Genomic DNA, 20,667 nt, shown 5'->3' with positions numbered 1-20,667 from the left:
CGTTCACCTCTTTTTCTGTTCTGCACGCGTTTCCTGAGCGCGCCCAGGGCCTCCGAGACCTTCCTTCACCTCGGACCCGAAAGGGCGAAAAGCTGTGGCGCACTCCTTCGCGCACGGAAACCATTCACACACCCAGAGAAAGGTCAGAAACGGCGGTGGCCGCGGTGACCGCGACCGCGCCAGACGCACCCTCTCGCAGAACTTCCTCGTCGATCCGCACGCCGTGCGGCGGATGGCCGAGGCGGCGGGATCGCACGAGCTGGTCCTGGAGCCCGGCGCGGGAGAGGGTGCGCTCACCCTCGCCCTCGCCGGAAGCTGCGCCAGGGTGGTGGCGTACGAGATCGACCCGCTGCACGCGGGCAAACTCGCCGCCCGTACCCGCGACGACGACCGGATCGAGGTGGTCAGGGGCGACTTCCTGACCGCCAGGGTCCCGCGCGAGCCGTTCGCGGTCGCCGGGAACATCCCGTACTCGATCACCTCGAAGATCGTCGACTGGTGCCTGCGCGCACCGGCGCTCACCTCGGCGACCCTGCTCACCCAGCTGGAGTACGCGCGCAAGCGTTCCGGCGACTTCGGCCGCTGGAGCAGGCTGACCGTGCTGACCTGGCCCGGCCACTCCTGGGAGCTGCTCGGCCACGTCGGCCGCGCGAGTTTCCGGCCGGTGCCCGCCGTCGACTCCGCGATCCTGCGGATCGAGTCGCGTCCCGTCCCGCTGCTGCCCGGCGGCCGGGACGCGGCCTGGCGGGAGTTCGTCGAGTACGGCTTCACCGGGCTGGGCGGTTCGCTGCACGCCTCGCTGCGGATGCGGTACGCGTCCCACCGGGTCGACGCCGCGTTCGCGGAGGCGCGGGTCGACCGCGACACCGTGGTGGCGTTCGTCCATCCCGACCGGTGGCTCACGCTCTTCGAGCTGCTTCACCGATGACACCCGGGGACCCCGGGGCCGGCCCGCCCCATCGGCCGGCCCCGGGGTCCCCGGCGGACGGCTGTTCGCGCGGGGCCTACCCCTCGGCGCCGTACGGGCGGTCGCGCCGGGCGTCGTGCAGGATCGAACCCCACCAGTGAAGCTGGTCGAGCATCGTCTTCGCGTTCGCGTCGTGCCTCTCGGGCTCCTTGAGGTCGCCGTCGGGGCCGAACAGCTCGAAGTACCGGGGGAAGCTGACGTAGTCGCGGACCGTGTGGGCGTGCAACTCGCCGAAGACCTGCCGCAACTGCTCTATCGCGAGGAGGCCGCCGCTCCCCCCGCTGTAGCCGACGAAGCCGACCGCCTTCGCCTCCCACTCGGTGTAGTGCCAGTCGATCGCGGCCTTCAGCGAGGCCGGGAAGCTGCGGTTGTAGTCCGGCGTCACCACGACGATCGCGTCGGCCGCGTCGATCCGCCGGGTGAGGTCCGCCATCTCGGCGGGACGGGGCATGTCGGGTTCGAGCGCCGGCGGCAGGGGCGGCAGTTCCAGCGGCAGGTGCGTGTCCGCCAGATCGACGAGGTCCACCGCGAACCGGCCGTGCCGCTCGGCCCGCTCGACGAACCAGTTCGCGACCACGGGGCCGAACCGTTCCTGCCGCACGCTACCGATGATCACTGCGAGGTCGAGGGTCTCACTGGGCATGGCTGTGCTCCCTGCTGGAGATACGGGTTCATGGGTGACCGGAAGGGTCACGTCCCCCAACCTGCCGGGCGGCGCGGAGACCAGGAAGACCGGGCCGAGACTGGTAGTGGCAGGGCCACGACCACGGCGGCCACGGCCTGTTACGTTCGAAACGTGAGCGACAACGAGCTGGGCATGTTCCTGCGCATCCGCCGTGAAGCCGTCACCCCCGCCGAGGTGGGGCTGCCCACCGGACCCCGCCGCCGCACGCCGGGCCTGCGCAGGGCCGAGCTCGCCACGCTCGCCGGAGTCAGCGTCGAATACCTCACCCGGCTCGAACAGGGACGAGACCGCCGCCCGTCCACCCCCGTACTCTCCGCGCTCGCCACCGCGCTACGGCTGACCACGAGCGAACGCGTCCACCTGCACCGGCTCTCCAAGTCGACCGACGGCGGCTTCACCTGCATGGACGCGCCGACGCCGGCCCGCGCGGTCCGCCCCACCGTACGGGCACTGCTCGACCGGCTGGAGCCCGCCCCCGCCCTGCTGCTCAACCGGCTGAGCGAGATCCTCGCCTGGACGACGGGGTACGACCGGCTGGCGCGGCCGGTCGGCCTGCTGGACGGCGATCCGCCGAACCTCGCCCGCTTCGTGTTCACCGACAGCCGGGCTCGGACCGCCTACCCCGGCTGGGAGCATGTCGCCGACGAACAGGTCGCCGCGCTCAAGCAGGGACCGTTCAGGGCGGACTGGCACATCGCCGCGCTCGCCGACGAGCTCGCCGTCACCGCCGGGGCGGATTTCGCCGGGCGGGTGGACACCCTGCCCGGTCTCCCGAAGTCCAGCGGCGTCACGCGGCTGGTCCACCCCGACGCCGGTGAGCTGCGCCTGGCGTACGAAACCCTCGAACTACCCGTCGACGACGACCAGCGCCTCATCGTCCATCTCCCCGCCGACGACGCCACCGCCGCCGCACTCGACCGCCTCACCGGCCGCCGGCCGGGCGCGCTGCGCGCGGTGTCCGGCTGACGCGGGACACGTCGCCGCCGGGAAAGCGGTGCGTCCACCCGGGTCGTACGGATCATCCGGCACGGGAGACGTCGCCCGCCGGGGAAGCGGACCATACCCGCGTACGACCACGATCGGGTCCGTACCAGCGTGGCTCCCCCCACCCTGCGTCACAACCGGCATAATCGAGACGATCAGCCTGGTCAGGGCGCACGCGCGATGCTCCCATCCGGTTCGTACCGCCGGGCGGATCCCCTCCACCGACACCCACGTCACGCCACGTGACGACCGTACAGCGACCCGGGCGTCAGACAGGAGGAGCGCATGCGTCTCGCCATCCGGATCGGAGTGGCCACCACTCTCATGGCCGCCCCGAGCGCCCCTGCCGAGCCGGTCGCCCCGCCCACTTCCGCGCCGGCCGCCAGGGTCGACGTCAAGGCCCTCCCCACCCCGACCGTCGCGGCCAACGCCGCCCCCACCCCCGCACCCGTCGCCACGAACGGCGTCAGAGCCGTCCCCACCCCGGTCGCCACGGCCGGCGCCAAGGCCGCGCCCACCCCGACTCCCACGCTCACCCCCACCCCCCTCGCCACGGCAACCCCCAGTGCCACCGCCAGCGCCACCGCGACCGTGAACGCCACTTCGACCGCGACCGCGACCGCGACCATCAAGAGCAAGACCAAGAGCACGGTCTGGCTGCCTCCCTTCGGCGGCAGGAACACCATCCCCCCGTGGCTGAAAAAAGTCCCTTCGCTCCGCGTCGTCCCCACGTGGCCCCGCCAGGCCAGCAGCGTCCGGATATTCGTACACTGCCCCCCGAACTCGAACCACGCGATCATCGGCTCCGGCGCGTTCAACCTCAAGGGGTCGAGGCGCATCTACCGGGAGGTGGGGCTGGGACTCTCCAACCGAGGGCTGGGGCACCGCGCCGCGACCATCTCCCGCTTCGTCCTGCCGGGATACCACGGGGCGTGCCTGACGTGCGTGAAGGTCACGATGAACAAGCAGACCGGCATCAGGCGGATCAAGGTGCTTGGCCGGGCCTCCGCCCCCCTCTACGTACGAAGGTTCAGCATCTGGCAGTTCTTCAACGCCTCGACCACCTGCGTCAAACGCGACCGTTGCTGACCCCTCGCAGCACCGCCCGGCGAACTGTCAGGGCTCGCCGGTAGGTTCCGCGAGATGAGCGAGATCGAGGGGAAGTCCGGGCCGGACGCGCCCGGAGCACGGCTTCTGGACGCCGCGAGGAAAGGGGACCCCGACGCGTTCGGGCAGCTGGTCGAGCCGTTCCGCGGTGAGCTGCACGCGCACTGTTACCGGATGCTCGGATCGGTCCACGACGCCGAGGACACCGTGCAGGAGACGCTGGTGCGTGCCTGGCGGAGCCTGGGGCGGTTCGAGGACCGAGGCTCGATCCGGTCGTGGCTGTACAAGATCGCGACCAACCGGTGCCTCACGCTGATCGAACGCCGGGGCCGCCGGGAGCTCCCCACCGATTTCGGCCCGGGTGCCGCGCCGCTCGCCGAGACCTCGTGGATCGAGCCGTACCCCGACGGGCGACCGGGCCCCGAGGCCCGCTACATGGCCCGCGAAGGCATGGAACTCGCCTTCGTCGCCGCGCTCCAGCACCTGTCGGCCCACCAGCGGGCCGTCCTGGTCCTGCGTGAGGTCCTCGGGTTCTCGGCGCGCGAGGTCGCGGACCTGCTGGAGAGCACGGTCGCGTCGGTCAACAGCGCGCTGCAGCGCGCCCGCAAGGCCCTCGGCCCACGGCTTCCCGACATCGACCGGCGTTCCCCGGACGGGAAAGAGCTCCGGGAGATCGCGGATCGGTACGCCGCCGCGTGGGAGGCGGGAGACGTCGAGGCCATCGTGGCGATGCTGACCGACGACGCCAGATACGCGATGCCACCGCTGCCGGAATGGTACGAGGGCCGCGAGAGGATCAGGGCCTTCCTGATCGAGGGGCCGCTGGCCGGCCGGTGGCGTTTCCTGCCGACGTCCGCGAACGGGCAGCTCGCGTTCGGCACCTACATGTGGGACGAGGGCAGGAAGGTCCACGTCGCGACCGGGCTCGACCTGCTCACACCGCGAGGTACGAGGATCGCCGAGGTCGTCTCGTTCCTGACGCCGGAGATCTTCCCCATGTTCGGCCTCCCCGACGAGATCGCGGACTGATCCGGCACCCATCGCTTCCGGCGTGCGGCGAGCTCGGTGTGCAGCGATCTCGGGTGAAGCGTTTTCGGCGCCGGATGATCCCCTCATGAGGCGGCCTCGACGCCGGACGGTCTCGGTGCCGGACGGTCTCGGTGCCGGGCGGCCTCGGTGCCGGGCGATGAGTTCGGCGCCCTCCACGGGTTGTACGCGGCGACACGACCCATTCGACCCACAGGAGGCGGACCATGTCGCTCAAGGGCAAGAACGCGATCATCTACGGCGGAGGCGGCTCGGTCGGGGGTGCCGTCGCCCGCGCGTTCGGCCGCGAAGGCGCACGCGTCTTTCTCGCCGGACGGACCCTGACGACCCTGGAGAGGGTCGCCGACCGAATCCGGGCCGCGGGAGGCGCGGCCGAGGTCGCCGAGGTCGACGCGCTGGACGAGAGGTCGGTCGACGAGCACGCGGCCGCCGTCGTGGCGGAGGCGGGAGGCATCGACGTCTCCCTCAACGTGATCGCGGACACGGACGTGCAGGGGACGCCGATGGTCGACATGTCCCTGGAGGACTACCTGAGCCCGGTCGTGACCGCCGTACGTTCGAAGTTCCTCACCTCGCGCGCGGCCGCCCGGCACATGATCGGGCAGCGGTCTGGCGTGATCATGTTCTTCGGCGGGGCGGGCGACCACAACGCGACGCGCCGCTACCACCTGGGAGGTCTGCTCACCTCGTTCGACGCGGTCGAGTCCATGCGACGCCAGCTCGCCGTCGAGCTCGGGCCTCACGGGATTCGCGTCGTCACCCTGCGGACCGGTGGCCTGCCGGAGACGATCCCCGCCCACTTCGACGAGCGCGGGGACATCGTGCGGGACATCGTCGGGCAGACCCTGATCGGGCGGGCGGCGTCGCTGGAGGATGTCGGCGACGTGGCCGTCTTCGCCGCCTCCGACCGGGGACGCACCTTGACGGGGACGGCGCTCAACATCACCTGCGGCGCGGTCCTGGACTGACGATCACGCTCGGCGGCCGGCGGCGTCGCGTCCACCGGTGATCGGGGAGGCGGCTGATCGGGGAGGCGGCTCGACGGCGGCGGAAGGCCGAACCAGTGGCCTTCCCCGGGTGACGCGTTCGAGGAGCGGATGACCGCGAAGATCCTCGACAGGCGCGAATCCCCCCGGATAGCCTGCGCACCCCCGAGGAAATGAGCGGAGTCTTCGTGAGCGTTGATTCGACCCGGCTGACACTCACCGAGAGGGCGGGCTTGAGCTGCGGCCCAGAGGTGATGCGCGAGGCGCTGTACACGCAGCGCAGGAGCCTCGCCGGTCGCCTCGCCGAGTTGACGCCGTCCGACTGGGCGGCTCCGACGCACTGCACGGAGTGGTCCGTTCACGACGTCGTCCGCCACATCGTCGATGTGGCGGAGTATCACGTCGCCGAGCTCACCGGCCAGTCGGGGTACACCCGCTTCAACGGGCTCGGATCGTTCGATCCCGCCTCGACTCCCGACCTGTGGCTCCAGGACTCCGCGGGCCGGTCCCCCGAGCAGACGGTCGAGGCGTTCCTGAGGGTGACGGAGGACGAGTACGACAGCCTCGGTGCCCGAATCGAGAAGGGCGACGCCTCCCTGGAGCGCAACGTCGCGGGTCGCGAGACCCTGTGGTCGGTGCGGTCCCTGCATGTGCTGTGGGACACCTGGCTCCACGAGCGCGACCTGTCGCGGACCCTGCGGACGGACGGCCCGCCGGACGTCACCGTTCAGCGCCTCGCCGCCCTGTACGGCCTGCTGTTCGCCGGAGGTGTCGCCGCGCTGATCGGTGACCTCCCACAGGTGTCCTTCCAGCTCGTGGGCAGCCCCGACGGCGTGTACGAGATCTCGGGGCGTCAGGACGACGTCAGGGTGACCGCCGCGAGCGCCTCGCCCCCTGACCTCGACGGACCGTTCGAGGCGGTGATGGGGAGCCTCTCCGGGCGCGGCCCCTCCCTCGCCGAGATCGTCGGGGTCTCGAACGCCGCCGTCGAGGGCCTTTCCAAGCTGTCCACCGTCATGAGGCCCAAGGATCCCGAAGACACGTGATCCCGAGCATGCCCGGGCCGAGGTGAGAGACGCCGGTTCGCCGAGCGCGTCCAGGGCCGGGTGAGGAGCGCCGGTTCGCCGAGCGTGTCCCGGGCCGGGGAAGGCGCGGGTTCGCCGAGCGGACCCGCGCACCGTCGCGGTGCTCCCGAGCGTCGCGGAAGATCACGGAAATCATCGGCCGATCCAGGCCTTTTGTGACTCCGGACACAGGATTTCACCTCACCGAAACCTACGGCGGTATCGCGTCTGGGTAGAGTCCCGCCATCCTCGACAATGTTGATCCCTTCATCGGCACAGCGGCCACCGACCTGCCTCGGGCACACGGTCTGGCCGCTACTTGGTGGTGGCCGAAACCGCAGGTGGGCAACACCCATCCGGGCGCCACGTCACCGCTGGGCATGGTGTCGGCCTGCGCCTACTCCGGCGCGTACCCGACGGGCTACGGCAGATACACCAAGAACACCGAGGGCGTCCCCGAGGAGATGTTCGAGCGGCTGCAGGCGTCCGGGTTCACCCACTTCCAGCAGTCGGGCACCGGCGCGATCCGCAAGTACTACAACTACGTCCGGGTCACCCCGATGGTGCAGCCACTGGACGCGCTGGGCGAGGCCTGGCCGCTGCACGACGAGGTGGCGGAGGCGGGCTACTACGCGGCCACCCTCGACACCGGGATCCGCTGCGAGCTCACCGTGGGCACCAAGGTCGCCGTGCACCGATACACGTTCCCCGGGCACAGCAGCGCCCGCGTGGTGGTCGACCTGTCCTGCGGCGGCCTCGCCATCGAGCACGGCCGCACCGTGCCGTTGCGGGCGCAGGTGGAGAGCATGGGCCACGGCCGGGCCCAGGGCACGGTGGCGATGGAGGGCGTCCCGCTCTCGGTGTACCTGGACGTCGACGCTCCCGGCTGGCGGCAGATGCTCTGGTACGACCGGCGGCTCATCGACGGCGGCACCCGCCTGGACTTCGACAGCATCCGGCACACCACGTTGCGTCCCTTCGGCATGCTCTTCATGGGTCCCACCGAGCCCGGGCAGACGATCGAGGTGCGGCTCGGGTTCTCGCTGCGCGGGTGCGACCAGGCGCGGGAGAACCTGGAGCGCGAGTGCGGGACCCGGCCGGCGTTCGACGTGGTGCGGTCCAAGACCAGGGTCCGCTGGGGCGACCATCTCGACCGCGTCCAGGTCGAGGGCGGCACGCCGGCCCGCCGCACCGTGTTCGCGACGGCGCTCTACCACTCGCTGATCAAGCCGTGCTTCGCCGACGACGAGAGCCCGTTCTGGCCGACCTCCGGACCGTTCGCGTTCGACGTGTGCACCATGTGGGACATCTACAAGACGCAGTTGCCGCTGCTCGCGGCCATCGTCCCCGACCGGGCCGCGCATCTGCTGGAGTCGCTGATCCGGGTCTGTGAGGAGGAGGGCAACTTCCCCATCGGCTACCGGATGGCTCGCGGCGCCGACCGGTTCTACCGCCAGGCGAGCGCGCTCGCGCACACCGCGCTGGCCGACGCCCACGCTCTCGGCCGGGCGGGCCTGGACTGGAACTGGGCGCTCGTGCACATGGTCGACGACCTGCGTCGCCTGTACGGCGAGGAGTTCTTCGAGCACGGGGTGGTGCACCCGATCACCCACACCCTCGACCTCGCCTACGGCCACCACTGCACGGCGCAGGTCGCCCGGGCGATGAACGACCGGCGCCTCGCCGACGACCTCGACGACCGCAGCCGCCGGTGGGTGAACGCCTTCGACCCGAGTACGGGACTGCTGCGCGACTCGGAGTTCTACGAGGGCGGCAAGTGGAACTACTCGTTCCGGCTGCTGCACGACATGGCCGCGAGGATCGCCCTGGCGGGCGGCGACCGGGCCTTCATCGGCATGCTGGACAGGTTCTTCGGCTTCGACGCCGCACCGGTGACACAGCCGGGGCTGCGCCCCCAGGCTGCGGAGATGGCGGCCGGATACGCCCTGAACCGGTTCGAGGGGCTGAACAACGAGCCCGACATGGAAGCGCCGTGGGCGTATCACTACGCGGGACGGCCCGACCGTACGGCCGAGGTGGTCCAGGCGGCGCTGACCTGGCAGTTCGGCACCGGCTCCGGCGGGCTGCCCGGCAACGACGACTCCGGCGGCCTGAGTTCCTGGTACGTCTGGGCGTCGCTGGGACTGTTCCCGATCGCCGGCCAGAACCTGTTCCTGATCAACGCGCCCGCGTTCTCCGGGGCCGTGCTCAAGGCCGGCGGCAACGAGTTCGTCATCGAGACCAGTGGGCACCGCGAGACGCCGATCGGTGTCGACGGCGTCGACCGTGACCCGTCGGCGCAGTACGTCCAGTCGGCGACCCTCAACGGCGAACCCATGAACGCGACGCATCTGAGCGCCGCCACCGTGCATCGGGGCGGCGTGTTGCACCTGCGGCTGGGCCCGGAACCGTCCGGGTGGGGGCGGGAGGTCCGCCCCCCGTCTCTTTCAGATCCGCCCGCCAGAACGAAGGAAGCACGATGACCAACCCCCGCCGCCGTCTCGTCATCGTTGTCAGGGCCGACCCGGTCATCTGCGGCCATTCCGGCGAGGCCCGTAACCTCGCCGAGGTGGCGCTGACCCGCGGGTTCGACGACGTACGCCTGCTGACCTGGCCGATCCCCGCGCTGCAGGCGGCCGGGCTGCCGCTCAAGCCGCTCGACCGGCTGCTGCCGTACAGCGCCGGGATCACCGTGGAGCGTCCCGAGGCGGTCGGCGACTACCGGGTGCCCGACGGGCGCCACCAGGCGGGACTCACCGGACGTCTCGTCGAACTGCTCGCCGAACCGGTGCCCACGACCTGCCTGTCCATGTATCTCGTGCCGCACACCTCGGTGGTCATGGACGCGGTCACCTCCGCGCGCGCCGCCGGGTTCGCGCCCGACGTGCACACCGTCGCGAAGGCGGTCGGCTCCGACGTGACCAACGTGATCCGGTCGTGCCTGCGGGAGGGCCGGTTCGGCGCGGCGACCGTGCTGTTCACCACGTTCCTCGCCAACGACGAGGTCGTCGCGGTCTCCGAGTACACCCGGGAGGAGATCGTCGCCTCGGCCGAGCAGGTGGACGCGCACTGCGGCACCACGTTCGCCGAGCAGTGCCGGCGTCGCGTGACCGTCAGTTATCCGCCGATCGACTCCGCCGCCTTCCTCGACCCGGATCCGGCCGACGTGGACGCCGCGCTCGCGAAACGCGGTCTGGAGCGCGACGGATACATCCTGTTCCTGTCCCGGGTGACCCAGGCGAAGGGCATCCACGACCTGATGGCCGCCTACGGCCGGATGCGCTGTCGGTCGCGGGTGAAGCTGGTCGTCGCCGGCACCGGGCCCGCGCTGGAGGAGATCCGGGCGCTGGCCAAGGATGACGACCGGGTGACGATCCTCACCGATGTGGACGACAACGAGAAGCCACTGCTCATGCGCGGCTGCGCGGCCTACGTCCTGCCCACCAAGCCCGAGCCCGACTTCGTCGAGACGTTCGGCATCGCCCTCGCCGAGAAGATGCTGGCCGGAGGCGGACCGATCGTCACGACCAGGACGGGCGGGACCCTGGAGGCGGTCGGCGACACCGCCGTCATCGTCGAGCCCAGGGACATCGGCGGCCTCGCCGCGGCCGTGGACCGGGTGGTCCTGGAGATGTCCGCCGCCGAGCGCCAGGAGCTGGAACAGCGCGCCCGCACCCGCGCGATGACGTTCGACCGGGCCGCGGTGTTCGACAACCTGTTCCCCCAGAAAGCTCTCACCGTCGGCGCCCTCTGACCGTGAGGATGGAGGTGAACGCCTCCCGGTGAGGTCTGGCTCGCCGTCCGGCCGACCGTGGTGTCTTCAACAGGATCTGCCGGCCCTCCGTCCGGCCCGGTTCCCATGGAGTTCCCAGGCAGAGTTTGTAGCACTTTCGACTGAGATTAATGAGTATGGGTAGATGGAGCCCATGCCGCAGGAGACCGACGCGGCCGGGGCTCGAAAAGCCGTGGCCGGAAGGACCGGGCGGTTCGTCGTCGGAGGTGGCGCGCTCGTCGTCGTCGCGCTGCTCGCGTACTGGCTGGGAAGCGGCGGCGGGAACGGCGAGGAGGCCGCGTCCGGGCCGAGCGCGACACCGACGCCCAGCGCGACGCTCACGGTGAACGACGTCTTCAAGAGGGTCGGGCCGTCGGTGGTGGTCATCCAGGCCGATAAGTCGCTCGGCACCGGGGTGATCGCCGCCGAGGACGGCACGATCCTGACGGCGCACCACGTCGTCAAAGGCGCCTCAGGAAAAGGCGGCTCCGGCGAAGACGCCGGAAAGGTCACCGTGACGTTCGCCGACGGCACCAGGACGAAGGCCGTCGTCGCGTCGTCGAACCCCAAGCTCGACGTCGCCACCCTCAAACCCGAGAAGCTGCCCGAGATCGTCGTCCCGGCGACGCTCGGCGGCACCGCGGCCGTGGGCGCGCCCGTCGTGGCGATCGGCAATCCGCTGGGCCTCACCTACAGCGTCTCCACCGGCGTCGTATCGGGCCTGAACCGGACCGCCAAGGACGGCGGCCCGGACGGGCTCATCCAGTTCGACGCCTCCGTGAACCCCGGCAGCTCCGGCGGCCCCCTCCTCGACGCCCGCGGCCTGGTCATCGGGGTCGTCGTCTCGATCGCCGACCCGGGAAACGACGAGGCGTTCGCCGGCATCGCGTTCGCGGTGCCGATCGGTACGGCCCTGGGCGGCGGCGAAGGCGACGGGCCGCCAGGTGACGGACCCCAGATCTGACCGCGACGCCACGAGAAGGAACACCATTCGCGTCCTCCCCGCACCTCAAGGCAGGGGCCTCCACGCCGGAAGGAACACGATGACCTCGACCAGGTTCTCCGAGTCGGCCCACCCGCTCGAACAGGTGCTGTTCGAGGTCAAACGCACGATCGTCGGGCAGGACGTCCTGCTGGAACGCATGGCCGTCGCGTTGATCGCCGGTGGCCACCTGCTCGTCGAAGGCGTACCCGGCCTCGCCAAGACGCTCGCGGTGAGGTCGATGGCCGCCGCGATCGCCGGCAGTTTCCAGCGCGTCCAGTTCACCCCCGACCTGGTACCGGCCGACCTCGTGGGCACGCGGGTCTACCACCAGCACTCCGGGGAGTTCAAAACCGAACTCGGCCCGGTGTTCGCGAACCTGCTGCTCGCCGACGAGATCAACCGTGCCCCCGCCAAGGTGCAGAGCGCCCTGCTGGAGGTGATGCAGGAGCACCAGGTGACGATCGGCCGCGAGACGTTCCGGGTGCCCGAGCCGTTCCTGGTCATGGCGACGGAGAACCCGATCGAGTCGGAGGGCACCTACCCGCTGCCCGAGGCGCAGGTCGACCGTTTCATGATGAAGGTGGTCGTCGACTATCCGACCCAGGTCGAGGAGCGGGCGATCGTCGAACGAGCGCTGCGCCCGCCCGAGCCGCCGCAGCCGACGGTGACGGCCGAGGACCTGATCGCGATGCGGGCCCGCGCCCAGCAGGTGTACGTCGACCTGGCGATCGTCGACTACGCGGTACGGCTCGTCTCCGTGACCCGTTCCCCGGGGATGGCCGGGCTCGGCGAGCTGAAACGGTACGTCACCCACGGCGCGAGCCCGCGGGCGTCCATCGCGCTCGTCACGGGCGCCCGGGCTCTGGCGTTCCTGCGCGGCCGCGACTACGTCCTGCCGCACGACCTGTCCGAGATCGCGCTCGACGTGCTGCGCCACCGCCTCGTGCTGTCCTACGAGGCCCTCGCGGACGACGTCGACACCGACGCGATCATCACCGCGGTGCTCGGGGCCGTCCGTGCGCCCGACGTCGTCCTGCAGAACCGCTGACCCGCCATGGCCACCGCCCCCGAGAAACTCCTGCTCCGCCTGGAGTGGAAGGTCGTCCGCAGGCTCGACGGCCGGCTCCAGGGCGCCCACCGCACCGCGCACCGCGGCTCGGGAATCGACTTCACCGGGTTGCGCGCCTACAGCGAAGGCGACGACGCCCGGCACATCGACTGGAACGTGACCGCACGGCTGGACGAGCCGCACCTGCGAGTGTTCACCGAAGACCGCGAACTGACGGTGTGGCTCGTCCTCGACCGGTCGGCGTCGATGACGGCCGGCCGACCGGGACGCGGCAAGCACGACGTACTCGCCGAACTCGCGCTCGTCCTCGCCCGGCTGTTCGGCCGGGGCGGCAACCGCGTCGGCGCCCTGCTCTTCGACACCGGGAAGCCGCGCGTCGTGCCACCCGGCACCTCCCGGCGGCACGCGCTGCGGATCGGCGCCGAACTGGAACGCACCTCCGGAGTGCGCGACGGCGCAGGACCGAAACGCACCTCCGGAGTGCGCGACGGCGCGAAATCGGAACGCGCCTCCACGACGCACGGCGGCACCGGACCGGAACGTCCTCCCAAGAACGGCATCGACGCGGAACCGGAACGTCCTCCCAGGCTCGGCGTCGGCGCCACGCTGAAACGCGCCTTCAAGGTACGCGCCGACGCCGAGCCGAAACGCGCTTTCACGACCCACTCCGGCACCACCACCGACCTGGCCGAGATGCTCGACGCGGCCGGACGACTCGCGCGCCGCCGCGCGCTCATCGTCGTCCTGTCCGACTTCATCGGCGACGGCGACTGGGAGCGTTCACTCCAACGCCTGGCCCGACGGCACGAGGTGGTCGCCCTGCGGATCGTCGACACGGCCGACGACGTACTGCCCGAGGCCGGGCTGATCGTGGTCGAGGACGCCGAGACCGGTGAGCAACTCGTCGTCGACTCCGCCGACCCGCTGCTACGGGTCCGCCTCCGCGCCGCCGTCGACGCCCGCGACGCCCGGCTCAAGGCGGGCATGCGCCGGGCGGGGGTGCCCGTCCACCGCATCGACACCGACCGCGACCTCGGCGAGGCGCTCGTCGAGGTCGTCGCCCGGACCAAGGACCGGTCGCCATGACCGGGAACCGAGAGTCCGTCAACGGACGCCCGAGACCGGCGAAGGAGGCCTCGTGACGCTGTCCTTCCCGCCGCTGCTCGCCGTCGGACTGCTCCTCACCGCGGCGCTCGCCTGGGCGGCCGTCGTCTCGGCACGCCGCAGAACGGCCGCCCTCACCGCCGCCGGGGTCGCGGTGCCCTGCGGCCGCCAGGCGTACCTCGGCGTCGGCCTGGTGATCGCCGGCGTCGGGATACTCGCGGTCGCCGCGGCCGGACCCGCGGCGATGGTGCCGGTCCCGCGGACCGCGGGCACCGTCATCCTCGCCGTCGACGTCTCCAACAGCATGGGGGCCGACGACGTCGCGCCCACCCGGCTCGCGGCCGCGCAACGGGCGGCCCGCGCGTTCGTGGCGGCGCAACCCGACAGCGTCGACATCGGAGTCGTCGCGTTCGAACGCGGTGCGCTCACCACCGCGCGGCCCGACGCCGACCACTCCGTCGCGCTCAAGGCCATCGACCGGCTGAAGGTCGTCGGTGGCACCTCGCTGGGAACGGCCATCACGGCCTCCCTGTCGGCGATCACCGGCAAACAGGTGACCGTCGGCCGCGACGGCCCCGCGCCCGACATCGGCTACTGGCCGTCCGCGACGATCGTGATGTTCTCCGACGGCCAGAACGGGGGCGGGGACGTCGAACAGGCCGCCGCGGTGGCCCAGCGGGCGGGCGTCCACATCCACACCGTCGGGGTCGGCACCACGGCCGGGGCGACGGTGAAGGTCGACGGCTACCATCTGCAGACCTCGCTTGAGGAGGACACCCTCACCCTGATCGCGCAGACAACCGGGGGCGCCTACCACCCGGCCTCCGACACCGCGCGACTCGACGGGATCGCCGACACGATCGACCTGCGGGTCACCGTCTCCGACGAACCCCTGCCCCTCGCCGGCGGGCTGATCGGGCTCGCCCTCGCCCTGCTCACCGCGGGCGCGACGCTCACCGTACTCCGAACCGGACGGGTGATCTGAATGTCGTTCTCGTGGCCGTGGGCGCTGCTCTCCCTCCTCGTCATCCCGCTGATCTTCGCCGTCCGCGAGTGGGCGCGCCGCCGCCGTCGGCGGGCCGCCGTGCGCGTCACCTCCATCGCGCTCGTACGCGGCGCCCTGCCCGGCCGTACGCTCTGGACGCGGAAGATCCCCACGGCACTGTTCGCGGTCGGGCTCGCGCTGCTCGCGGTCGGGGCCGCGCGACCGCAGGCGTCGGTCCCGGTGCCGCAGACCTCGGCGACGATCCTGCTCGCGCTCGACACCTCCGGCTCCATGTGCTCGACGGACGTCGACCCCAACCGCATCACCGCCGCGAGGAAGGCCGCCGCCGAGTTCATCGAGTCACAGCGGGACGGGCCGCGCATCGGCCTGGTCACCTTCGCGGGCACCGCGGGCCTGCTCGTCCCACCCACCGACGACACCGACTCGCTGATCGAGGCGCTGGACGATCTCACCGTGTCCCGTGGCACCGCGATCGGGCAGGCCGTGCTCACCTCGATCGACGCGATCGCGGAGGTCGACCCGTCGGTCGCCCCCACCGGGGCGGACCCCGGCGACAGCGGGTCGGGCTACGCCGGTGCCGCGATCGTCGTACTCACCGACGGCGCCAACATCCAGGGCGTCGACCCGCAGGTCGCCGCCCAGGAGGCGGCCCTGCGCCGCGTCCGCGTCTTCACCATCGGCTTCGGCACCACGGACCCGGCCCCGATGGTCTGCGAGAACTCGCAGTTCGACGGCCGCGGCTTCGGCGGCTGGGGCGGTGGCGGCTGGGGAGGCGGCCGTGGCGGATTCGACAGGGGCCGCAACCCCCGCACCATCGACGAGCCCGCCCTCAAACAGATGGCCCAGACCACCGGCGGCTCCTACCACCGCGCCGAGAACGCCGACCAGCTCCAAAGCGCCCTCGACGCCCTCCCCGGCACCTTCACCGTCATCCGCCAACAGGTCGACACCGCCGCCGCCTTCGCCACCGGCGGCGGCCTCCTCGTCGCCGCGGCCCTCGCCCTCTCCCTCTGGTGGAACCGCCCCCGGCCTCCGACCCGCTGACCGCACCCGCACCCGCACCCGTGGCCGCAGCCGCGCGAAACCTCAGCGACGACCGTCGAGCGGGGCGTACAGCGAGAGATGCGGGGACAGGGCGCGGAGGAAGTCCGGGGCATCGAAGACCGCGCCCGCGGAGGCGACGCCCGCACTCCCAGCGCTCCCGGTGCCGCCGGTGCTCCCTCTGCCCTTGGCATCGCCGGAACTCTCAGCGCCGCCGACGCCTCCGGTACCTCCGCTGGTCCCGGCGCTGCCGACACCCCTGGTCCGGCCGCTGAGGATACGGTCGACGGCCTCCACCGCGAGCGGCGCACTGATGGCGTAGATGTCCTGACCGGCGGCGGTCACCCGGCGTTCCGTGCCGCCGGAGCGGACGAGGACGTCGACGACGAAGGTCTGCGCGGAACGGCCACGCTCGTCGACGGCGGTCGGAGCCGGGGCGTCGGGAGCGGACAGGTCCGAGGCCGCCTTGGCGGTCATGTAGGTGCGCACCTCCGGGACCGCCAGGTGGCTGGGAACGGTGACGACGTCGGCCATGGTGAACTCTCCGATCACGCTCTGGGAGCCGAGCGGAGCAGGGAAGGGCCACTCCAGGGTCGGCAGGGCGTCGTCGTGATACTCCAGCCGTCCACCGGTGAAGCGAACACGGCGACCACCTCGCCGCTGCCCCGAGACCACGCCCGAGGCGAGCGTTCCGCCGGTGGGGTGCCAGCTGCTCAGGCCGTAGGCGATGTGCGCCTCGTCCGCCGCCGTCCAGTCGCCCATCGCGGTGGTGACCAGGAGATCGCCGAGCCCGCCGAAGAAGGCCATCGCCGGGACCACCAGGGTGCCCGCGGCGCGGGCGCGCTCCGCGAAGCGCGCAAACGTGTCGACGTTCGCCTCGATCTCGGCGGCCACGTCGACATACGGAATGCCGGCGCGCAATGCCGCCTCGATGAGCGGGGCGGCGGTCGTGGCGAAGGGCCCGGCGCAGTTGATCACGGCGACCGCGCCTTTCAGCGCGCGGTCGAGCGAGGCCGGATCGTCGACCGACGCCCGCCGCGTCTCAACTCCGGGGTGGGCCTCCGCCAGCACCGTCAGCTTGTCCTGATCACGGCCGAGCAGCAGCGGGACGTACCCGCGCTCGCGCAACTCCGCGACCACGAACCGCCCGGTGTGCCCGTAGGCGCCGAACACCGCCACGTTCCGACCCATTTCCATGCCTGCTCCCCCGTACTCGAAGTGATCCACCGCCGAAATCCTGTCCTCGTTGCCCCATCGAGGCCAGTGTCTGGAATGACATGACCCGTACAATTCCCGACATGAGTTCTGTCCCGCGCTCCGTCGCGGTCGCCGCCACCGACGGGATGCTCCACTTCGAACTGGCCCTCGCCTACGAGGTCTTCGGCTCCGCCCCCGCCGCTCTGCCCGGCCCCTGGTACGACGTCCAGGTGTGCGGCACGCACGCCGTCCGGGTCGGCCGGTTCCTGCTGGAGCCGGACTGCGGTCTCGACCAGCTGGCGCACGCCGACACCGTGATCGTCCCCGCCCTGGCGGACGTCGACGAGGACCCGCCGGCCGACCTGGTCGAGGCGGTGCGCACGGCCCACGCGTCGGGCGCGCGGGTGGTCTCCCTGTGCACGGGCGCGTTCGTGCTCGCCGCCGCCGGCCTGCTGGACGGGCTGCGCGCGACCACGCACTGGGCTCACACCGAGGAACTGGCCGCGCGCTACCCCCGGGTGGAGGTCGACCCGGATGTGCTCTACGTCGACAACGGCAGCGTGCTCACATCCGCGGGCAAGGCCGCGGCGATGGACCTGTGCCTGCACCTGGTACGCCGCGACCACGGCTCCGCGATCGCCAACGTGGTCGCCCGCCGCCTGGTCGTACCGCCCCACCGGGCCGGCGGCCAGGCCCAGTTCGTCACCACACCGGTGCCCGCCCAGGACGGCCACCCCCTGGCCGAGCTGCTCACCTGGGTGATGCGGCGACTGGACCAGCCTCTCACCGTTGAGGACCTGGCCCGTCAGGCGAACATGAGCTCGCGCCACCTGGCCCGCCACTTCCGCTCGGTGGTCGGCACCACCCCGCTGCAGTGGCTGTTGACACAGCGGATCCGCCGCGCGCAGGAGCTGTTGGAGAGCACGGACGACAGCGTCGAGACCATCGCCTCGGCCGCGGGCATGGGCACGGCGACGACCCTGCGCCGCCACTTCCACCGCACGATCGGCGTACCGCCGGACGCCTACCGCCGCACGTTCCGACCGTGAGACCACTCACCGACCTCGAAACCGTCCCGGCCGCGTATTCACGACAGCGGGCGAAGGCCCGTCCCGGGGAGCCGTAGCCCTCCCAGGTGTCCGGACCTCCGCCCGAGGCGCTTCACCCGATCGCTCTCATGCGCCGAACCGGCTGGTCGGCGTCAGCTGCGCAGGGTCCATCGCTGGTTGGCCTGGCCGTTGCAGGACCAAAGGATGATCTTCGTGCCGTTCGCTGTGGCGGCGGCGTTCGCGTCGAGACACAGGCCGGACTGCACGCCGGTGACGGTGCCGTTGGCGTTGACGTTCCACTGCTGGTTGGCCTGGCCGTTGCAGTCCCAGATGATCACCTGGGTGCCGTTGGCGGTGCCCTGCCCGTAGGCGTCCAGACACTTGTTGCCGTACACCTGCAACTGCTTGCCCGAGGTGTAGGTCCAGCGCTGGTTGGTGCCGCTGCCACAGTCCCAGATCTGCGTCTGGGTGCCGTTGGCGGTGCTGGAGTTCGGCACCTCGACGCAGCGACCCGACTGGCCGCCGACGATCTGGACGTTCTGCTGCGGGTTGCCGCCGCCCGCAGGCGCGTAGCCGGCGGCGGCGATGTTGGCCTGTACGGCGTCCTCGGTGGCGGCCGTCGGATAACCGGAGGTCAACACGCCCTCGAAGAAGGTGCCGCGGGCGGAGACGCTGTTGTCGCCGCCGATACCGAGCAGGATGGCGCCCTCCTTCTTCATCGGGTGATAGCCCTGGGGGCGCGGCCCGTCGAAGTAGGTCGTCAGACCGCCCGACTGCGCGTTCCCACCCCGGATCGCCCAGTGGTTCGGCTCGCCCTTGACGATGGCCGTGACGAAGCGGTGGTTGATCGACGGGAGGTTGTTGTAGCCCGCGTTCACCCCGGAGAAGAGTCCCCACTCCATGTCGGCCATGATCCAGGGACCGGCTCCGGCCCCGTAGCCCCACTGTTTGTTGGCGCCGAAGTAGACGGTCTCCATGATGCCGCGGGCGTCGGCCTGACCGTCCGTCTGCGCGTTGCCGTAGTCGAAGCAGCACCACTGGTTGTAGTGCGTGCCGTCGACGACGGCGTAGATGCCCTCGGGCTGGTCACCGGTCGCGACGCCGTTGGTGTTGTTGTTGCGGTAGCCGGTGCCGGGCTCCACGCGGACGCCGTACGCCTTCTGGCCGCCGATGGTGATCGGGGCCGCCTTCGCGTCGGCGAGGTTGTCCCATCCGCCGGGTCCCGGGCCAGGCCAGTAGCCGGGTGGCGCCTGGGTGAGACGGTTGTTGCGGCCCGACTGGTCGTAGATGATCGTGATGACGCAGGTCGTGTTGGCGCAGAACGAGTCCTGGGTGGCGGCGTTGACGGCTCCGCCTGCGCTCAGCACGCCGATGTCGCGGGTGGTGTTGTCCGAGGCACGCCTGACCTGGTACAACGGGCCGTTGTACGCGCCGTACAGCGCCCGGGTCGTGCTGTGCGCCGCCACACACGGCGTGCCGCCCGCGGCGTAGATGTCGCATGACTGCGCCGCCGCGGCCTTGGCCGTACCGGCGCCGACCGGCCACGTCATGGCGATCAGCACGCTCGCACCGATCGCGAGCGACCTTCTCAGGGTCCCGAAAAGCATCATGCCTTCTTCTCTCGATGAAGAAATCGCGATCGGACAGCGCCGGGACGACAGGCCAGGTCGTGATGTTAGCGCTAACATAAATGGCTCGCCTGACAGCGATTAGCGGCTGAAGATACTGTGGAGTACATTCAACGGCGACCTTCGTGTCAAGACAGTGGATCGGATTTCTCGGACATCCGAGTGCCGTCGGCGCATTACCTGGACTCTTCCGCGGTGCGCCCTCACCGTCGCGATGAGATGTTGTGAAACTTTCATCCGTCGCACCCGTCGGGCGGTGAGCCATCGCCCGCGAGGTCCCCAGCGGCTCGCACACCAGCGGCGCGATGTCAGACTCCCGACTCCGGCGTCAACTCCGCATGCACTCACGGTGAACCATGGCCGCCACAGGACCCGACAAGGGTCTCACGAACGATTTCAACAGGTTCGACATTGCCGTTTTTCCGTACGGACGCGACCCGCCGAGCCGATCGTGGCATCCGGAACGACATAACCCCAACACTCGTCAGGTGCATTATCCACGGCAAATTAATGGACCTACGAGTACGCTGTTTTCGAAGGAACGTTATCATGCGCAAAATAACTGGAGGCGCCCATGGCGATGCCCAGAAAGGGCTCACTGCTCATCAGCGTCGACAGCACCGCCTTCCGCTGGCGCGTCCGGCACAAGCCCACCTACCACCAGGGCAACGGCTGGAGTCCTCTCACCGTCACCGTTGAGCGGGCCGAGGAACCGAGGCGTGTTCTCGCGGTGTCACTCCCCTGCGCCCGGCCGGACAACTGGCTCGGAGAACGGACGATCGCGGTCCGCCCCGCCCTCGTCACCGGATGCGTCCGGCGGGCCGTCGCACAGGGATGGAACCCTGGCCAACGAGGCTCGGCATTCACCCTCACCGTCACCGTCACTGAACGTATTTCATCCTGATTCGCGGGCTTGGAGAGCGAAGATGGCTTTGATGAGCTGACCTGCGCGAAGGGGGCAACAGCGTAGTTTCCG

At 70.8% G+C, this 20,667-nt stretch carries 18 protein-coding genes; 15 read left to right on the top strand and 3 right to left on the bottom strand.

Annotation, left to right across the window (positions count from 1 at the left end):
* Positions 1–94: 94 nt before the first annotated feature.
* Entirely contained in the window at positions 95–928 is an 834-nt protein-coding gene (gene erm, locus AB0B96_RS32630) for an ErmE/ErmH/ErmO/ErmR family 23S rRNA (adenine(2058)-N(6))-methyltransferase (protein ID WP_362904967.1), read from the top strand.
* A 76-nt stretch (positions 929–1,004) separates the two neighbouring features.
* On the opposite strand, the gene AB0B96_RS32625 is transcribed toward erm, so the two are convergent.
* Positions 1,005–1,610, bottom strand: a complete 606-nt coding sequence (locus AB0B96_RS32625; RefSeq protein ID WP_362904965.1) for an NAD(P)H-dependent oxidoreductase — start codon at positions 1,608–1,610, stop codon at positions 1,005–1,007.
* A gap of 153 nt (positions 1,611–1,763) precedes the next feature.
* Here AB0B96_RS32625 and AB0B96_RS32620 point away from each other — a divergent pair, with 153 nt between their 5' ends.
* From AB0B96_RS32620 to AB0B96_RS32565, 12 genes are all read left to right on the top strand, one after another.
* On the top strand, positions 1,764–2,618 hold the full coding sequence (locus tag AB0B96_RS32620; RefSeq protein WP_362904962.1) for a helix-turn-helix transcriptional regulator: 855 nt from the start codon (positions 1,764–1,766) through the stop codon (positions 2,616–2,618).
* 303 nt (positions 2,619–2,921) lie between these two features.
* On the top strand, positions 2,922–3,725 hold the full coding sequence (locus AB0B96_RS32615; RefSeq protein ID WP_362904960.1) for a hypothetical protein: 804 nt from the start codon (positions 2,922–2,924) through the stop codon (positions 3,723–3,725).
* A 54-nt stretch (positions 3,726–3,779) separates the two neighbouring features.
* On the top strand, positions 3,780–4,772 hold the full coding sequence (locus AB0B96_RS32610) for a sigma-70 family RNA polymerase sigma factor (RefSeq protein WP_362904957.1): 993 nt from the start codon (positions 3,780–3,782) through the stop codon (positions 4,770–4,772).
* Positions 4,773–4,996: 224 nt separating this feature from the next.
* On the top strand, positions 4,997–5,758 hold the full coding sequence (locus AB0B96_RS32605) for an SDR family oxidoreductase (RefSeq protein WP_362904955.1): 762 nt from the start codon (positions 4,997–4,999) through the stop codon (positions 5,756–5,758).
* Between the two features lie 206 nt (positions 5,759–5,964).
* Positions 5,965–6,822: a maleylpyruvate isomerase family mycothiol-dependent enzyme gene (locus AB0B96_RS32600; protein ID WP_362904953.1), complete on the top strand. Its 858-nt coding sequence runs from the start codon at positions 5,965–5,967 to the stop codon at positions 6,820–6,822.
* Between the two features lie 263 nt (positions 6,823–7,085).
* The gene (locus AB0B96_RS32595) at positions 7,086–9,323 is read left to right on the top strand and encodes a glycoside hydrolase domain-containing protein (protein ID WP_362905078.1); all 2,238 of its coding nucleotides are present in this window, start codon (positions 7,086–7,088) and stop codon (positions 9,321–9,323) included.
* The gene (locus AB0B96_RS32590; RefSeq protein WP_362904951.1) at positions 9,320–10,594 is read left to right on the top strand and encodes a glycosyltransferase; all 1,275 of its coding nucleotides are present in this window, start codon (positions 9,320–9,322) and stop codon (positions 10,592–10,594) included. Before AB0B96_RS32595 ends, AB0B96_RS32590 begins: the two co-directional genes overlap by 4 nt.
* Before the next feature lie 163 nt (positions 10,595–10,757).
* Complete coding sequence (locus AB0B96_RS32585; RefSeq protein ID WP_362904949.1) at positions 10,758–11,576, top strand: trypsin-like peptidase domain-containing protein; 819 nt, start codon at positions 10,758–10,760, stop codon at positions 11,574–11,576.
* A 79-nt stretch (positions 11,577–11,655) separates the two neighbouring features.
* The gene (locus AB0B96_RS32580) at positions 11,656–12,645 is read left to right on the top strand and encodes a MoxR family ATPase (RefSeq protein ID WP_362904947.1); all 990 of its coding nucleotides are present in this window, start codon (positions 11,656–11,658) and stop codon (positions 12,643–12,645) included.
* Positions 12,646–12,651: 6 nt separating this feature from the next.
* Positions 12,652–13,752, top strand: coding sequence for a DUF58 domain-containing protein (locus AB0B96_RS32575; RefSeq protein ID WP_362904945.1), 1,101 nt, complete (start codon positions 12,652–12,654; stop codon positions 13,750–13,752).
* Positions 13,753–13,804: 52 nt separating this feature from the next.
* Positions 13,805–14,755: a VWA domain-containing protein gene (locus AB0B96_RS32570; protein ID WP_362904943.1), complete on the top strand. Its 951-nt coding sequence runs from the start codon at positions 13,805–13,807 to the stop codon at positions 14,753–14,755.
* Positions 14,756–15,820: a VWA domain-containing protein gene (locus tag AB0B96_RS32565; RefSeq protein WP_362904941.1), complete on the top strand. Its 1,065-nt coding sequence runs from the start codon at positions 14,756–14,758 to the stop codon at positions 15,818–15,820.
* 42 nt (positions 15,821–15,862) lie between these two features.
* Here the strand turns inward: AB0B96_RS32565 and AB0B96_RS32560 are convergent, their stop codons facing one another.
* Positions 15,863–17,014, bottom strand: a complete 1,152-nt coding sequence (locus tag AB0B96_RS32560) for a saccharopine dehydrogenase NADP-binding domain-containing protein (protein ID WP_362904939.1) — start codon at positions 17,012–17,014, stop codon at positions 15,863–15,865.
* 101 nt (positions 17,015–17,115) lie between these two features.
* Between AB0B96_RS32560 and AB0B96_RS32555 the strand changes: the two genes are divergently transcribed.
* The gene (locus AB0B96_RS32555) at positions 17,116–18,063 is read left to right on the top strand and encodes a helix-turn-helix domain-containing protein (RefSeq protein ID WP_362904936.1); all 948 of its coding nucleotides are present in this window, start codon (positions 17,116–17,118) and stop codon (positions 18,061–18,063) included.
* A 152-nt stretch (positions 18,064–18,215) separates the two neighbouring features.
* Here AB0B96_RS32555 and AB0B96_RS32550 read toward each other — a convergent pair whose 3' ends face one another.
* Positions 18,216–19,673 (bottom strand): arabinofuranosidase catalytic domain-containing protein, encoded by a 1,458-nt coding sequence (locus tag AB0B96_RS32550; protein ID WP_362904934.1) that lies wholly within the window; start codon positions 19,671–19,673, stop codon positions 18,216–18,218.
* A gap of 592 nt (positions 19,674–20,265) precedes the next feature.
* On the opposite strand from AB0B96_RS32550, the gene AB0B96_RS32545 reads away from it, so the two are divergent.
* Positions 20,266–20,595 carry a hypothetical protein gene (locus tag AB0B96_RS32545; protein WP_362904932.1) on the top strand — a complete coding sequence of 110 codons (330 nt, stop codon included), beginning with the start codon at positions 20,266–20,268 and terminating at the stop codon, positions 20,593–20,595.
* Positions 20,596–20,667: the final 72 nt, after the last annotated feature.

The sequence above is a fragment of the Streptosporangium sp. NPDC049046 genome (assembly GCF_040649155.1).
GTDB lineage: Bacteria > Actinomycetota > Actinomycetes > Streptosporangiales > Streptosporangiaceae > Streptosporangium.
The sequence above is the reverse complement of the archived record's forward strand: the minus strand, read 5'-3'. Positions and strand labels throughout refer to the sequence as shown.